11 protein-coding genes are annotated in these 15,510 nt (G+C 71.7%); 8 read left to right on the top strand and 3 right to left on the bottom strand.

All coding sequences use genetic code 11. The features are described 5' to 3' along the window. Nucleotides 1-96 precede the first annotated feature (96 nt). Nucleotides 97-1,692, top strand: coding sequence for a cobyrinic acid a,c-diamide synthase CobB (locus O7610_RS14010; RefSeq protein ID WP_289213458.1), 1,596 nt, complete (start codon nucleotides 97-99; stop codon nucleotides 1,690-1,692). On the opposite strand, the gene O7610_RS14005 is transcribed toward O7610_RS14010, so the two are convergent. Further along, nucleotides 1,672-3,735: a transglycosylase domain-containing protein gene (locus tag O7610_RS14005; protein WP_289213623.1), complete on the bottom strand. Its 2,064-nt coding sequence runs from the start codon at nucleotides 3,733-3,735 to the stop codon at nucleotides 1,672-1,674. The genes O7610_RS14010 and O7610_RS14005 overlap by 21 nt on opposite strands. Nucleotides 3,736-3,959: 224 nt before the next feature. Between O7610_RS14005 and cobC the strand changes: the two genes are divergently transcribed. The 3 genes from cobC to cobA are packed head-to-tail and all read left to right on the top strand — an operon-like array spanning nucleotide 3,960 to nucleotide 7,383. Next, entirely contained in the window at nucleotides 3,960-5,009 is a 1,050-nt protein-coding gene (gene cobC, locus O7610_RS14000) for an Rv2231c family histidinol phosphate aminotransferase CobC (protein ID WP_502959094.1), read from the top strand. 47 nt (nucleotides 5,010-5,056) lie between these two features. Further along, nucleotides 5,057-6,106: a nicotinate-nucleotide--dimethylbenzimidazole phosphoribosyltransferase gene (gene cobT, locus O7610_RS13995; RefSeq protein WP_289213622.1), complete on the top strand. Its 1,050-nt coding sequence runs from the start codon at nucleotides 5,057-5,059 to the stop codon at nucleotides 6,104-6,106. Further along, a complete protein-coding gene (gene cobA / locus O7610_RS13990) occupies nucleotides 6,103-7,383 on the top strand; it encodes a uroporphyrinogen-III C-methyltransferase (protein ID WP_281551175.1) in 1,281 nt (426 codons plus the stop codon). Before cobT ends, cobA begins: the two co-directional genes overlap by 4 nt. Before the next feature lie 46 nt (nucleotides 7,384-7,429). On the opposite strand, the gene otsB is transcribed toward cobA, so the two are convergent. Together otsB and O7610_RS13980 are read right to left on the bottom strand one after the other, a co-directional pair. After that, the gene (gene otsB / locus O7610_RS13985; protein ID WP_281551174.1) at nucleotides 7,430-10,039 is read right to left on the bottom strand and encodes a trehalose-phosphatase; all 2,610 of its coding nucleotides are present in this window, start codon (nucleotides 10,037-10,039) and stop codon (nucleotides 7,430-7,432) included. Then, nucleotides 10,040-11,437 (bottom strand): alpha,alpha-trehalose-phosphate synthase (UDP-forming), encoded by a 1,398-nt coding sequence (locus O7610_RS13980; protein WP_281551173.1) that lies wholly within the window; start codon nucleotides 11,435-11,437, stop codon nucleotides 10,040-10,042. It abuts the gene before it with no gap. A 359-nt stretch (nucleotides 11,438-11,796) separates the two neighbouring features. Here O7610_RS13980 and ettA point away from each other — a divergent pair, with 359 nt between their 5' ends. The 4 genes from ettA to O7610_RS13960 all read left to right on the top strand — a co-directional run bounded on the left by ettA (nucleotide 11,797) and on the right by O7610_RS13960 (nucleotide 15,510). Next, complete coding sequence (gene ettA, locus O7610_RS13975; RefSeq protein WP_281551172.1) at nucleotides 11,797-13,473, top strand: energy-dependent translational throttle protein EttA; 1,677 nt, start codon at nucleotides 11,797-11,799, stop codon at nucleotides 13,471-13,473. An 82-nt stretch (nucleotides 13,474-13,555) separates the two neighbouring features. Continuing rightward, a complete protein-coding gene (locus O7610_RS13970; protein ID WP_281555672.1) occupies nucleotides 13,556-13,978 on the top strand; it encodes an acyl-CoA thioesterase in 423 nt (140 codons plus the stop codon). Continuing rightward, on the top strand, nucleotides 13,975-14,748 hold the full coding sequence (locus tag O7610_RS13965; RefSeq protein ID WP_289213457.1) for a DUF8185 domain-containing protein: 774 nt from the start codon (nucleotides 13,975-13,977) through the stop codon (nucleotides 14,746-14,748). The genes O7610_RS13970 and O7610_RS13965 overlap by 4 nt, the downstream gene beginning before the upstream one ends. A gap of 129 nt (nucleotides 14,749-14,877) precedes the next feature. Continuing rightward, nucleotides 14,878-15,510 carry a type III secretion system chaperone family protein gene (locus tag O7610_RS13960; protein ID WP_289213456.1) on the top strand — a complete coding sequence of 211 codons (633 nt, stop codon included), beginning with the start codon at nucleotides 14,878-14,880 and terminating at the stop codon, nucleotides 15,508-15,510.

Raw genomic sequence — 15,510 nt, 5'->3', positions numbered from 1 at the left:
CTGTTCCACCGATGCCGCCGGAGGCGGTCCGGCCGACCCCACCGGGCGTCCGTCACCCGGGACCGCCCGTCACCCGTACGTACAGAGGAGTCGCAGATGCCGTCCCTGCCCCGCCTGGTGGTGAGCGCCCCCGCGTCCGGCCACGGCAAGTCGTCGGTGGCGATCGGCCTGCTGGCCGCGCTGCGGCACCGAGGGCTGAGCACCGCCGGGCTGAAGGTCGGGCCGGACCACACCGACGCCGCGTACCTGGGTGCCGCCGCCGGGCGTCCGGGCCGCAACCTGGACCCGATGCTGGTGGGCTCCGGGCGGATCGGTCCGCTGCTGGTGCACGGTGCGGCCGGAGCCGACATCGCCGTGGTCGCCGGGGCGATGGGGCTGTTCGACGGTCTCGGCAGCCGGCCGGACAGCCCGTCCACGGCGACCGTCGCCACCGCCGTGCGCGCCCCGGTGCTGCTGGTGGTGGACGCGGCGACGATGGGCCAGTCGGTGGGTGCGCTGGTCCACGGTTTCCGGGCGTACGACGAACTGCTCTGGCTCGGCGGGGTGATCCTCAACCGGGTCAGCTCGGCGCGGCACGAACAGGTGCTCCGTACCGCGTTGGACGAGATCGGCGTGCCGGTGCTCGGCGCGCTGCACCGGGGCGAACTGCCGGCGGGGATCCCGCGCCCGGCCGGGGTGGTGCCGGTCGCGCACCACAGCATCGACACGGTACGGCTGATCCGCCGGCTCGGTGAGGCGGTGGACGCGGCCGTCGACCTGGACTTGGTGCTGGCGATGGCCCGGTCGGCGCCGCAGCTGCCGGTGCCGGAGTGGACCGCCGGCGACGCGTTGGCCGCCGAGGCCGAGGCGGCCGGGGTGCCGCCGGCGCCGCCGCCGGCCCGGCGTCCGGTGATCGCGGTCGCCGGCACCGCTGAGCTGATCTACGGCTACGCGGAGACGGTCGAACTGCTCACCGCCGCCGGTGCCGCGGTGGTGCCGGTCGATCCGCTGCGGGACGAGTCGTTGCCGGAGGCGACGGCGGCGCTGGTACTGCCCGGCGGGCTGCCGGAGACCTACCTGCCGGAGTTGTCGGCGAACCGGGCGTTGACCCTCGCGGTGGCCGACCTGGCCCGGTCCGGTCGGCCGGTGCTGGCCGAGGGGACCGGGCTGCTCTGGCTGGTCCGGGAGTGTGACGGGCGGCCGATGGGTGAGGTGTTCGACGCGGTGGCGTCGACCACCGACCGGATGATCGTCGGCTACCGGGAGGCGACGTCGCGGGCGGCCACCCCGGTCGCGCCGCTCGGCGGTCGCCTGATCGGCTACAAGCAGCACCAGGCGGTGGTTTCCCCGCGTGCCGGCCACACCCCCGCGTGGACCTGGGGCAACGGGGTGCCGGAAGGCTTCGTCTGGCGTCGGGTGCACGCCTCCCAGTTGACGCTGCACTGGGCGGGGGCGCCGGAGATCGCCCGGCGACTGGTGGTCGCCGCCGCCGACGGCCGCCCCGGTGCGGGCTCCCCGGTCGGCCCGCCGGCCGGCGAGCCCGCACCGCATCCGCCGGTGCCGCCGCATCCGCCCGGTCCGCACCCGCCTGCACCGCATTCGGCAGCGCCGCATGCGTCCGCGCCGCATCCCCCCGGGCCCCGGCCGCCGGCTGTCGGCGACGACGAGGACACCGAGCCGGTGCTGGTGGCCTCAGCCGACGATCTCGGCTGACGGCGGAGTGAACTGGCGTACCGGCTTGCCCTTGAGGGCGTTCTTCAACGTGCCGGCGGCGGAGTCCACCGGCTTCTGCGACTGCCAGTCGCCGACCGCGTTGAACGGGTTGTCCGGGTCGGCGATGAAGCTGGCCACGGCGAGTTCCGGGGTGTAGCCGGTGAACCAGGCGGACCGGGTGCTGTCGGTGGTACCGGTCTTGCCGGCGACCGGTCGCCCGACCGCCTTGGCGACCCCTTCAGCGGTGGCCCAGCCACCACAGCCGCCGGTGGCCGGGCGGTCGCCGACCGGGCAGCGGGCGGCGTCGGTGGCGGCCCGGGCCACGTCCGGAGAGAAGGCCGCCCGGCAGCGCGGGGTGGCCACCTCGACGTCGGCCCCGGTCAATGCCCGGTAGGTGACCGGGCTGCCGTCCGGGTTCTCCACCGCCAGCACCGGCGAGTCCTCGCAGTGGCTGCCGTCGGCGGCGATGGTGGCGTACGCGTTCGCCATCTCCAGCGGGGTCACGTCGGAGACACCGAGGGTGAACGCGCCCCACTTGCTGGCGTACTCGGGTGAGGCGTTGCGCCGGTCGACGTCGGTGCGCCAACGCAGCCCGAGCCGCTCGGCCATCTGCACCGCCTTCTCCGCGCCGACCTGCTGCAGCAGCCAGACGAAGTAGGTGTTGACCGACTTACCGAACCCGGACCACATGTAGTGGAAGCCGGCCATCGACCCGTCGGCGTTGCTCGGGCACCACCGTCCGCCGCAACTGCTGCTGCCCTGGCCGCCGTCGTAGATGGAGTTGATCCGGTGCGGCGCGTTGAATCCGGAACGCAACGGCATTCCGGCGTCCAGCGCGGCCAGCATGGTGAACATCTTGAAGGTCGAGCCGGCCTGGTACCCGGGCAGGTCGCCGCCGCCGAGCAGCGGTGTCACCGTGTTCGGGTAGTTGCCTTTGACCTTCTCCCGCAGGTTGGGGTTGGAGTGCTGGCCGTTGCCGGTCTGGTCGAGCGAGTAGACCCGGTTCACCGCCATCGCCTTGACCTGTCCGGTGCCGGGTTCGACCGCCACCAGGCCGTGCGCGAACGGGCTGCCGATCGACTCCCGGGAAGTGACCTGTTCCTGGGCGACCTTCTGGATGCCGGGGTCGAGGCTGGTGACGATCCGGTACCCGCCGGTACGCAGGTTGGCCAGCCGCTCGGACGGGCTGTCGCCGAACGCCTTCTGGCTCATCCACCAGGACTTGAGGTAGTCGCAGAAGAAGCCCCAGTCGTTGTGCTCCTGCGGCACCGACACGCACTCGTTCGGCGGGGTGCTCAGGTTGAGTCGGATCGGTTCGGCCTTGGCCTGCTCGGCCGCGACCGGGGAGAGGTAGCCCAGGTCGGCCATCCGGTCGATGACGTAGTTGCGCCGCTCGGTGGCCGCGGCCTGGTCCGATGTCGCCGGATCGTACTCCGACGGTGCCTTGACCAGTCCGGCGATCAGCGCGGCCTCGCTGGCGGTCAGCGCCTTCGGGTGCTTGGAGAAGAAGATCTCCGCGGCGGCGTAGATGCCGTACGCCCGGTGACCGAAGTAGGCGGCGTTGAGGTACCGCTCCAGGATCTCCGGTTTGGACATCTGCTTCTCGAGCTCCATCGCGATCCGGATCTCCCGGATCTTGCGGCCGGGGGTCTGTGCCGTGGCTGCCTGCAGCTCCAGCGGGTTCTGGGCGGTCTGCTGCAGGGCGAGCCGGACGTACTGCATGGTCAGGGTGGAGCCGCCCTGGGACACCCCGCCGGCCTGCTGGTTGGCGACGAACGCCCGGGCGACGCCCTTCGGGTCGACGCCGGAGTGCTGGTAGAACCGGTTGTCCTCCGAGGCGACGATGGCCTGCTGGATGAACGGCGACATCTCGGTCAGCGGTACGTACTTGCGGTGCTCCTCGTAGAACATCGTCACCAGGGTCTTGCCGTCGGCGGCGTAGACGTACGACGTCTGGGCCGGCTGGGCGTCGCGCAGCTCGCTGGGAATCTGGTCGATCGCCCTGGTGCTGGCGATGATGCCGAGTCCGGCGACGGCGGCCATCGGGTACGCGGCGGCGGCGACCACGACACCGGCGATCAGACCGGCCCGGAGCAGTTGGACGAGGCGGCCACGGCGAGCGGGGTGGCGGGTGTGTTTCCTCACGGCCCAAAGCTAAGCCGGACAGCTACAAAAAGTGACCAAAAGGATTAAAACCACAAGACGAATCGTGTCACAAGCGTCACCCTTCGTCGATTTCATCCCGCCCGCCCGGCATGATCGCCACCATGCAGGAGTACGATCTCGGGCACCACGGCGACGTCGAGGCCACCCCCGGCCTGATCGACCTGGCGGTCAACGTCCGCGTCGGCGAACCGCCGCGCTGGCTGACCGATCCGGTCCGAGCCAGCCTGCGCGACCTCGCCCGCTACCCCGACCAGCGGGCCGCTGTCACGGCCGTCGCAGCCCGGCACCGCCGGCCCGCCAGCGAGGTGCTGCTCACCGCCGGCGCCGCCCAGGGCTTCGTACTGATCGCCCAGGCGCTGCGCGACGCCCGCCACCCGGTGGTGGTGCACCCGCAGTTCACCGAGCCGGAAGCCGCGCTGCGCAACGCCGGGCACCGGGTCGACCGGGTGTTGTTGTCCGCCGACACCGGGTTCACCCTCGACCCCGGCCTCGTCCCGGCCGACGCGGACCTGGTGCTCATCGGCAACCCGACCAACCCGACGTCGGTGCTGCACCCCGCCGAGACGGTCGCCGCGCTCACCCGACCCGGCCGGGTCGTCGTCGTCGACGAGGCGTTCGCCGACACTACCTGCGCCGCCGACGGACCGGGTGAACCTCAGTCCCTGGCCGACCGGCGCGACCTGCCCGGACTCGTCGTGGTGCGCAGCCTGACCAAGACCTGGGGCCTGGCCGGGTTGCGGATCGGTTACCTGCTCGGCCCGCAGCCGCTGCTGCGCCGGCTCGCCACCGCGGCGCCGCTGTGGCCGGTCGCCACTCCGGCGCTGGTCGCCGCCGAGGTGTGCGCCAGCCGCCGGGCGGTGGGCGCCGAACGCCGGTTCGCCGCCGCGCTCGCCACCGAGCGCGCCCACCTGGTCCGACGGCTCGCCGAACTGCCCGCGGTCACCGTGGCCGGCACCCCGGCCAGCGCGTTCGTCCTGATCCACGTCGCCGGTGCGCAGCGGGTTCGGCACCGGCTGCGCGAGCGTGGCTACGCGGTACGCCGCGGCGACACGTTCCCCGGGCTGGGTGTCGACTGGCTGCGGATCGCGGTACGGGACACTGCCACCACCGACGCCTTCGTCTCCGTGTTGTCGACCACCCTGGAGGACTGATGCCCGACGGCTCTGGAGGTCCTGCGCCCGACGGCCCGACCGGCTCACTGGTCGAGGCGACCCTGGCGCGGATCCGGCCACCTGACGGTGACGCGATGACTCAGGCCCGCGCACTGCACGCCCGGCTGACCAAGCCGGCCGGCTCGCTCGGCGCGCTGGAGGAGCTGTCGGTGCGGCTCGCCGGCCTCGCCGCGGCCTGCCCGCCACCGCTGCCCGAGCCCGGCGCGGTGGCCGTTTTCGCCGCCGACCACGGGGTGCACCGGCAACGGGTCACCCCCTGGCCGCAGGAGGTCACCGCGCAGATGGTGGCCAACTTTCTGGCCGGCGGCGCGGTGGTGAACGCCTTCGCCCGGCAGATGGGGGCCAGCGTCACCGTGGTCGACGTGGGCGTGGCCGCGCCGCTGGAGCCCGCCGCCGGGCTGGTGTCGGCCCGGGTACGCCCCGGCACCGCCGACCTGTCCAGCGGGCCGGCGATGACCGTCGACGAGGCCTGTACCGCCGTCGAGGTGGGCATCCGGGTCGCCGGCGACCTGCATGACGGTGGCGCCGCCAGCCTGCTCACCGGGGACATGGGGATCGCCAACACCACCGCGGCGGCGGCCCTGATCGCCGGCTTCACCGGTGCGGCGGCAGCTGATGTCACCGGCCGGGGTACCGGGGTCGACGAGCCGACGTACCAGCGGAAAATGTCCGTGGTGGACGCCGCGCTGCGCCGGCACCGGCCGGACCCGGCCGACCCGGTCGGCGTGCTGGCCGCGCTCGGCGGGCTGGAACACGCAGCGCTCTGCGGCTTCCTGCTCGGTGCCGCCGCCCGGCGGATCCCGGTGATCCTGGACGGGGTCAGCGCGGTGGCCGCCGCGCTGGCCGCAGCGGCCCTGGCCCCGCACGCCACCGCCGCGATGGTCGCCGGGCACCGTTCGGTGGAGCCGGGGGCTACCGTTGGGCTGCGCCAGCTCGGCCTGCACCCATTGGTCGACCTGGAGCTGCGCCTGGGAGAGGGCACCGGCGCCCTGCTCGCCTGGCCGATGATGGTCAGTGCGGTCCGGGTCCTGCACGAGGTGGCCACCTTTGACGCGGCGGGAGTTTCCGAGAAGTGAATCTTTACCCACTGGGGCTGCGGCTGGACGGCCGGCGGGTGCTGGTGGTCGGCGGCGGCGCGGTCGCCACCCGGCGGGTGCCGGCGTTGCTGGACGCCGGAGCCGACGTGCTCGTCGTGTCACCCGAGCTGACCCCGGCTTTGCACGGGCTCGTCACCGCCGGGCGGCTGAGCTGGCGGCAGCGGCGGTTCCAGCCCGGTGACCTGGACGGGGCCTGGCTGGTCCAGGTCGCCGTCGACGACCCGGCGGCGGCGGCCGAAGTCAGCGCTGCCGCCGAGCCCCGGCGGGTGTTCTGCGTTCGGGCCGACGACCGGACCGAGGCGACCGCCTGGACGCCGGCGGTGACCCGGCACGGCCCGGTGACCGTGGCGGTGCTCGGCGGCGGGGACCCGCAGCGGGCGGTCCGGGTCCGGGACGCGATTGACCAGCGGCTGTCCGACGGCACCATCCCGGTCGCTGACCCCGCCGGGGAGGCACCGGCCACCGCCGGCCCCGGCCCGACCGGCCGGGTGGTCCTGGTCGGCGCCGGCCCCGGCGACCCGGAACTGATCACCGTGAAGGGCCGCCGCGCGCTCGCCGAAGCCGACGTGGTGGTCGCCGACCGGCTGGTGCCCGGGCTGCTGTTGGACGAGCTGCCCGCCCGGGTCGAGCTGGTCGACGCCGCGAAGATCCCGTACGGCCCGGCTGCCGCTCAGGAGGAGATCAACCGGATCCTGGTGGACCGGGCCCGGTCCGGATCCACAGTGGTCCGCCTCAAGGGCGGTGACCCGTACGTCTTCGGCCGGGGCGGCGAGGAGTTGCTGGCCTGCGTCGAGGCGGGCGTACCGGTGTCGGTGGTGCCCGGCGTGAGCAGTTCGGTCGCGGCACCCGCCGCCGCCGGTATCCCGGTCACCCACCGGGGGGTGGCCCACGAGTTCACCGTGGTCTCCGGCCACCTGCCGCCGGGGCACCGGCTGTCGCTCGTGGACTGGCCGGCGCTCGCCCGGCTGCGCGGCACCCTGGTGGTGCTGATGGGGCTGAAGAACCTGCCGGCGATCGCCGGGACGCTGCTCGCCAACGGCCGTGGCGCGGACACCCCGGCGGCGGTGGTGCAGGAGGCGACCACCGGTGCCCAGCGGGCGCTGACGTCGACCCTGGGCGCGGTGGCCGGCGAGGCCGCCGCAGCCGGACTGCGGCCGCCGGCCGTGGTGGTCGTCGGCGACGTGGTCGGCACGCTGGACGTGCCGACCGATCGAGCCGACCGGCCGACCGGCCGAGCCGACCGGACCGAGGACTGAGCGGTCCGGCGTGCCGGGGGAGCGGCGCGCCGGACCAGCTGCGGTTTCAGAGCTTGAGCATGTCGTCCAGCAGCAGCGCGCACCGGATCAGCCCCAGATGGCTGTACGCCTGAGGATGGTTGCCCAGCCCGCGTTCGGCGAGCGGATCGTACTGCTCGGGCAGCAGACCGGTCGGGCCGGCGGTGTCGATCATCTGCTCGAACAGCTCCTCGGCGTCACCGCGCCGCCCGGTGCGCAGGTACGCCTCGATCAGCCAGGCGGTGCAGATGTGGAACCCGCCCTCCCGGCCGGGCAACCCGTCATCCCACCGGTAGCGGTAGACCACCGGGCCGCTGCGCAGGTCCGCCTCCACCTTGAGCACGGTGGCGAGGAACCGCGGGTCGTCGTCGGGCAGCAGCCCGGACAACCCGATCCACAGCGAGGAGGCATCCATCTCCTCGTCGCCGTAGGCGACTGTGTACGCGCCGGCCTTGGCATGCCAGCCGTGTTCCAGCACGTTGCGGCCGATCCGGTCGCGTAGCTCGACCCAGTCTGGCCGTTCGCCGCCGCCGTGCCGGCCCGCCATCCGAAGCGCCCGGTCCACCGTCATCCAGCACATGACCTTGGAGAAGACATGGTGCCGGGGAGCGAGCCGGGCCTCCCACAGTCCGTGGTCCGGCTCGTGCCAGCGGCGCTCGACCGCCTGCACCATCGCCTCCAGCACCCGCCACTCGTCATCGTGCACGGAACCACGGGCATCGGCGACCACCGCGAGCAGGTCGGCGATCGGCCCGAACACGTCGAGCTGCAGCTGGTGGTTGGCCAGGTTGCCGACCCGCACCGGGCGGGAACCAGCGTAGCCGGGGAGGGTGTCGATGACCGCCTCCGCGCCCAGCTCCAGTCCCTCCACCGTGTAGAGCGGGTGCAACCGCTCCGGGTGGCCGCCGGTGCGCTCGACGCAGCCGTCCACCCAGCGTAGGAACGCCTCGGCCTCGGCCAGCGAGCCGAGGTCGACCAACGCCCGGGCGCTCATCGCCGCGTCCCGCAGCCAGCAGTACCGGTAGTCCCAGTTGCGTACCCCGCCGAGCTCCTCGGGCAGTGAGGTGGTCGCGGCGGCGAGGATCGAGCCGGTCGCCTCGTGGCACAGCCCTCGCAGGGTGAGCGCGCTGCGGGCGACCAGCTCCCGGCCGGTGTTCGGCAGCCGCAGTTGCCGGACCCACTCCCGCCACGGCTGCTCTGCGGTGGACTGGCGGTCCTGCACGGTGACGGTGTGGTGCTCCAGGCTGTGCGAGCCGAACCGCAGTTCCATGGTGAGCATGCCGTCGACAGCAGCCAGGTCGACCAGGGCTCGGGCGGTTTCCCGGCCACCGTCGTCGATGACCTTCCACTCCACCCCGGGGGAGTAGAGGGCGACCGGCTCGTTGGAACCGAGCACCAGCAGCCCGTCGCCGAGCGGCTGCAACTGCACAGCCACCTGACCGAACTCGGGGCGTGGCGCGAACTCCAGCTGTGCCTGCCCGGTGCCGGTGAGCACCCGGACCAGGGTGGAGTCGGCGCCCGGCAGCACCGTGTCGCCGGCTGAGGACTCGGCTGGCGGGTGGTCCAGCCAGTCGGTGACGGTCAGCCCCGACCAACGGGTCTCCACGGTCATCGTGCCGGGCCGGTAGCGCTGGCCCAGCGGGAACCCGCCGCGGGCCGGTGCGACGGTGAAGTGCCCGGCCGGTGCGCCGCCGAGTAGATCGGCGAAGATCGCCGACGAGTCCGGTTTGGGGTGGCAGAGCCAGGTCACCTTGGCGTCCGGGGTGAGCAGCGCGATGGTCCGGCCGTTGGCCAGCATCGAGTGGCGCTCGATCGGCACCGCGTGCTCGCCGTAGAGCCAGTTGCGCCGGGTCTCCAGCAGGACGCCGAGCACCCGTGCGGCGTCGATCGGCTCGGCCACCCGGAACGGCGCCCGGGTGTCACCGTCGCCGATCTTGATGCCGACGTCCGGACCGTGCAGGTTGGCGAAGGCGCTCTCGTCGGTGATCGAGTCGCCGATGAAGAGCACGCCGCTGGCCGACGTCTGGGTGCGGATCTGGTCCAGGGCGGTGCCCTTGTCGGTGGCGACCACCGACAGTTCGACGACCTCCTTGCCCTGGGTGACGGTGACGTCCGGCCATGCGGCGGGCCCGGTGTTGACCGCCGCGACGACCGCTTCGGTGACCGCCGGATCGGCGCCCCGGGTGTGCACCGCGACGCTGGCCGGCTTGACCTCCAGCCGTACCCCGGGCTGGTCCTTGATCAGCTGCCGTAGCTCCCGCTTGAGCTGGGAGTGCACCTGCAGTTGCTCGGGGGCCAGCCGTTCGACGAAGCCGATGTCGAACTCGGACCCGTGGCTGCCGACCAGATGGACCTCGCTGGGCAGCCGGGACAGCGCGGCGAGGTCGCGCAGCGCTCGGCTGGAGACCACCGCGACGGTGGTCTGCGGCAGCGCGGCCAGCGCCCGCACCGCCGCGACCGACTCCGGTAGCGGTACGGCTCGGGTCGGGTCCTCGACGATCGGTGCGAGGGTGCCGTCGTAGTCGCAGGCCACCAGCAGTATCGGCATCCGGGCGATCCGCCCGATCGCCGCGCGCAGCTCGGGATCGATCTGATCCGCGGCCGCGCGTACGTCCCCGTCAAGGACGGACGTTCTCATTCATTCCTCCGTCTCGGGCACACCGAGTTCTGTGAGGAAGGAGCGGGCCCAGTGGCCGACGTCATGGGTCCGCAGATGGCGCTGCATGATCCGCATCCGCCGCCGGGCCTCGGAACTGTCGACATGCACCGCCCGCAACAACGCGTCCTTGACGCCGTCCGGGTCGTGCGGGTTGCACAGGAACGCTTGACGCAGCTCCGTTGCGGCGCCGGCGAACTCACTGAGCACGAGGGCGCCGCCGGTGTCGGCGCGGGCCGCGACGTACTCCTTGGCCACCAGGTTCATTCCGTCTCGCAGTGGTGTCACCATCATCACATCGGCCGCGCGGTAGAGCGCGGCGAGTTCACTGCGACTGTACGACTGGTGCAGGTAGTGCACGGCGGGCACACCCACCCGGCCGAATTCACCATTAATCCGGCCAACTTCGCGCTCAACCTTGACCCGAAGTGCCTGGTAGTGCTCGACCCGCTCGCGGCTGGGGGTGGCGACCTGCACCATAACCGCGTCCGGAACTGTCAGCTTTCCGTCAGCAAGAAGTTCCCGGAACGCTTTCAGCCTGAGTTCGATCCCCTTGGTGTAGTCGAGCCGGTCCACTCCGAGGATCACCGTCTTCGGATCCCCCAGCTCGGCGCGGATCTGCTTGGCCCGTGCCTCCACCGTCGGGTCGTGGGTCATCCGTTCCATCTCCGGAACGTCGATCGAGATCGGGAAGGCGCCGGCCTTGACCTTACGGCCGTCGACCTGGATCATCTGGCCCTCGTACCGCAGCCCGAGCAGGTGGCGGGCCAGCCGGACGAAATTCTGCGCGGCCAGCCGCTGCTGGAAGCCGACCAGGTCGGCGCCGAGCAGCCCACGCAGGATCTCGGCGCGCTGCGGCATCTGCATGAACAGCTCGATCGGTGGAAACGGGATGTGCAGGAAGAAACCGATCCGCAGGTCCGGGCGGATCTCCCGGAGCATGGCCGGCACCAACTGCAGCTGGTAGTCCTGCACCCACACCGTGGCACCCTCGTCGGCGACCTCCGCAGCCGCCTCGGCGAACCGGGCGTTGACCACCCGGTACGCCTCCCGCCAGCGGCGCTTGAACGCCGGCGTTTCGACGGCGTCGTGATACAGCGGCCAGATGGTGGCGTTGGACTGACCTTCGTAGTACCGTTCCAGCTCTTCCGCGCTCAGCGGGACGGGGTGCAGCCGGATGCCTTCGAGGTCGAAGGGCTCCGGCGCCGCACCTGCGCCACCGGCCCAGCCGACCCAGGTGCCCTGGTGCGCGGCGAGCACCGGGTGCAGGGCGGTCACCAGACCACCGGGGCTGCGCCGCCACTGGCGGCCTTCCGGCGTGGTCACCTCGTCCACCGGCAGGCGGTTGGCGACCACTACGAACGAGCTCCGAACCGTCACGTTCCGTACACCTCCGGTGATTACGGGACCGCCATGAGCGTACTGTGCGGGCCAGACGGGCGGACCCCCGTCCCCCTCTTGGTGCCCAGCTGATCAGGACTTCGAAACCCGGCCGGACGCAATGCGGCAGGTACCACCGGCGGGAACCTCCCAGTCGTCCGGTGGGGTGAGGTGCGGCTGGGGCGTCGGACCTGTCAGGATTGACAACGGCGTACGCACCGATCGGACCGTCGTACCGCGCACGACCGCGTACCGCGTACCACCCGTAGCCGCTCCGGTCGGTGCCGGCGGCCGGTACGCGGGGTCGTGACCTGCCCGTACCGACGGGTCCCACGAGAGTTCTGGAGGTAGGCCGCACCGTGGCCCAGTTCATCTACGTCCTGGAAAAGGCGCGCAAGGCGCACGGCGACAAGGTCGTGCTGGACAACGTGACGCTCAACTTCCTGCCGGGTGCCAAGATCGGTGTGGTCGGCCCGAACGGCGCCGGCAAGTCCAGCCTGCTGAAGATCATGGCGGGCATGGACCGGCCGAGCAACGGCGATGCCCGGCTGATGCCCGGCTACACCGTCGGCATGCTCGCCCAGGAACCGCCGCTCAACGACGCGAAGACGGTGCTCGGCAACATCGAGGAGGCGGTCGCCGAGACCAAGGCGAAGCTGGAGCGGTTCAACAAGATCGCCGAGCAGATGGCGACCGACTACTCCGACGAGCTGATGACCGAGATGGGTCAGCTGCAGGAGGATCTGGACCACGCCGACGCCTGGGACATCGACTCCAAGCTCGAACTCGCGATGGACGCGCTGCGCTGTCCGCCGCCGGACGCCGAGGTGACCCAGCTCTCCGGCGGTGAACGCCGCCGCGTCGCGCTGTGCAAACTGTTGCTGGAGGCGCCGGACCTGCTGCTGCTCGACGAGCCCACCAACCACCTGGACGCGGAGAGCGTGCACTGGCTGGAGCAGCACCTGGCCAAGTACGCCGGCACCGTGATGGCGATCACCCACGACCGCTACTTCCTGGACAACGTCGCCAACTGGATCCTCGAGCTGGACCGTGGCCGGACCTATCCGTACGAGGGCAACTACTCGACGTACCTGGAGAAGAAGGCCGCCCGGTTGGCGGTCGAGGGTCGTCGCGACGCCAAGCTGAAGAAGCGCCTCGGCGAGGAGCTGGAATGGGTCCGGTCCAACGCGAAGGCACGCCAGACCAAGTCCCGGGCCCGGCTGGACCGCTACGAGGAGATGGCCAGCGAAGCGGAGAAGACCCGCAAGCTGGACTTCGAGGAAATTCAGATCCCGCCGGGGCCGCGGCTGGGCAACACCGTCATCGAGGCGGTGAACCTGAAGAAGGGCTTCGGCGACCGGGTCCTCATCGACGACCTGAGCTTCTCGCTGCCGCGCAACGGAATCGTCGGCATCATCGGCCCGAACGGCGTCGGTAAGACCACGCTGTTCAAGACGATCGTCGGGCTGGAGCAGCCGGACAGCGGCCAGGTCCGGGTCGGCGAGACCGTGGAGCTGTCGTACGTCGACCAGAACCGTTCCGGCCTGGACAGCAGCAAGACGGTCTGGGAGGTGGTCTCCGACGGGCTGGACCACCTGATGGTCGGCAAGGTGGAGATGCCGTCCCGGGCGTACGTGGCCGCGTTCGGCTTCAAGGGACCGGATCAGCAGAAGCCGACCAAGGTGCTGTCCGGTGGTGAACGTAACCGGCTCAACCTGGCGCTCACCCTGAAGATCGGTGGGAACGTCATCCTGCTCGACGAGCCGACCAACGACCTCGACGTGGAGACGCTGTCCAGCCTGGAGAACGCGTTGCTGGAGTTCCCGGGGTGCGCCGTGGTCATCTCCCACGACCGGATGTTCCTGGACCGGGTCGCCACGCACATCCTGGCCTGGGAGGGCGACGACACCAACCCCGCGAAGTGGTTCTGGTTCGAGGGCAACTTCGAGGCGTACGAGAAGAACAAGATCGACCGGCTCGGCGCGGAAGCGGCCCGACCGCACCGGGTGACCTACCGCAAGCTGACCCGTGACTGATGCGGCACTGGCCGGGGCCTCGTCGACGACCGGCGAGGTTCCGGCCGTCGGCGGTGGCCGGCGCTACACGTTTCACGCTGCGCTGCGCTGGTCCGATCTCGACGCGTACGGGCATGTCAACAACGCCCGGTTCCTGACGCTGTACGAGGAGGCCCGGGTCGCGTTGATGTTCTCCGGCGGGCGGGCCTGGGGCATCGGTTCGTTCGCCGACGGGGTGCTGATTCACCGGCACGAGGTCGACTACCTGCGCCCGGTCGACTACCGGATGGGCCGGTCGACTGCCGACCAGGCACCGACCGTCCGAATCGAGCTCTGGATCGAACAGGTCCGTCCGTCGCGGTTCACGGTCGCCTACGAGATGTTCGACGGCGATCTGCTGGTCAGCCGGGCCCGTTCGGTGCTGGTGCCGTTCGACCTGGAGCGGGGGCGGCCACGTCGGCTGACCGAGGCGGAGCGGGCCTTCCTGCTGCCGTACGTCCGACCGGCCGATGCCGCCGAGGCATGATGGCCGGCCGTGCACCCCGGGCTGACCCGGCGTCGGCCGGTCACCGGCTGACCGGGCTGACCGACGCCGGCGCGTTCCTGGCCCGGCTGGTCCGGCTGGACCCCGACGCGCCGGTCCGGCTGCGGTCGGCCGGCCGGGACCGCACCGAGCTCTGGGCCCGCCTGCCGTGGGCGGTCCTGGTGCAGCGGACCGTCTCGGGGCCCGGCCCGGGGGACGCCACGGTGTCCGCTGCGGAGTTGCTGGCCCGGCTGACGGCGGTCTCCACCGGGTTGCCGCCGCGCCGGGACAGCGCGTGGCGGTGGCCGTTGCCGCCCGGCCCGGCGCGGGCCGTCGAGGTGGTGCCAGCGGCCGATCTGCGCCGGGTCGCGGTGGCGGCGGCCGGCACCTTGCGAGCCGCCGAGACGCAGGGCGTCGGTGGACGGGCGGTGGGCCAGCGGGCGGTACGGGACGCCCTGCTCGACCACGTGGCCGTGGTGGTGACCGACGACGGTCCGACCGGCGAGCGGATCGAGATCCGCCAAGGGCTGGTGCAGGCGGTGGCCCGGATGGGCTTTCTCGGCACGACCGAGGGGCCGGTCGGTCGGCCGGAGCCGGTCGACTGTCAGGACCGGACCGACCTGTCGGGCCGCCCCGGGGATCAACCGCAATCGGTGGTACGGGTCAGGACAGTAGGTAATTGGGTAGCACTTGATGCGCCGTTCGGGGTTGCCTGGACACAAAGAGCTAACAATCTTGCGCTCATGCCGACGATCACTCAGCCGAAAGTATGATGCTACCTCATCCCTCTGGTTCGGGGGGTTCGTTGGGGGGGTGTCTAGGAACGGCTATCCGGGTACCGTCGGGCCTCGGATCCGACGCAACGTAGGCACCCGGATCCGCTGGGGAGTGAGGTGCGGATAATGCCATGGTGGTCGTGGCGCTCCGGTCACGCAGATGGCGGTGAGCCGGATACCCGAAGCAGGACCGGAGTGGACGGCGGTGTCCGACTTGGACCGCCCGCGCCACGAACGCCGGAGCAGGCGCCCCGGTCGTCGACCGAACTCGGGTCGACCAGACCTGCGGGGCCGTCCTGCCCGATGCCGTCGCCGGCAGCGGGCAAGGAGCTCTCGCCGCAGGTGGTGCCGGTGACCCTCCGTCGGATCGGCACCGCATTGGACATGTTGGACATTCGGTATCTCGCGGACGGTGATGGCAGCCTGCTGGCGATGTGGGAGCGGCACGCCGTCCTGTTCACCCTCGAAGGGCCGGAGGACGAGATCCTGGTGGTCCGCGCCCGACCGCACTCCACCGTGCCGCCCGACTGGGCAGACCGTGCCTACCGGGTGGTCAACGAGTGGAACCACACCAGACGGTTCTGCAAGGCGTACGTCGGCGACCCTACCGACCGGAGTCAGCTGCCCATCTACGCCGAGCTGCAGGTCCCACTCGCAGCCGGAGCCAACGACGCGCTGCTGGTCGAGCTGCTGGACTGTGGAGCGGCCGTAGCGACCAGTTTCGTCGACTGGCTGCACGACGAGGGTGCCCTGCTCTGA

The organism is Solwaraspora sp. WMMA2065 (assembly GCF_030345075.1).
Taxonomy (GTDB): Bacteria; Actinomycetota; Actinomycetes; order Mycobacteriales; family Micromonosporaceae; genus Micromonospora_E.
Note: the sequence above shows the minus strand (reverse complement) of the source record. Positions and strands in the feature narration are given on the sequence as shown.

What these genes read in the sequence shown, in the direction of transcription:
- O7610_RS14010 (WP_289213458.1), top strand. Translation starts at nt 97, where the DNA reads ATGCCGTCCCTGCCCCGCCTGGTGGTGAGCGCCCCCGCGTCCGGCCAC.
- O7610_RS14005 (WP_289213623.1), bottom strand. Translation starts at nt 3,735, where the DNA reads ATGGCCGCCGTCGCCGGACTCGGCATCATCGCCAGCACCAGGGCGATC.
- cobC (WP_502959094.1), top strand. Translation starts at nt 3,960, where the DNA reads ATGCAGGAGTACGATCTCGGGCACCACGGCGACGTCGAGGCCACCCCC.
- otsB (WP_281551174.1), bottom strand. Translation starts at nt 10,039, where the DNA reads ATGAGAACGTCCGTCCTTGACGGGGACGTACGCGCGGCCGCGGATCAG.
- O7610_RS13965 (WP_289213457.1), top strand. Translation starts at nt 13,975, where the DNA reads ATGATGGCCGGCCGTGCACCCCGGGCTGACCCGGCGTCGGCCGGTCAC.
- O7610_RS13960 (WP_289213456.1), top strand. Translation starts at nt 14,878, where the DNA reads ATGCCATGGTGGTCGTGGCGCTCCGGTCACGCAGATGGCGGTGAGCCG.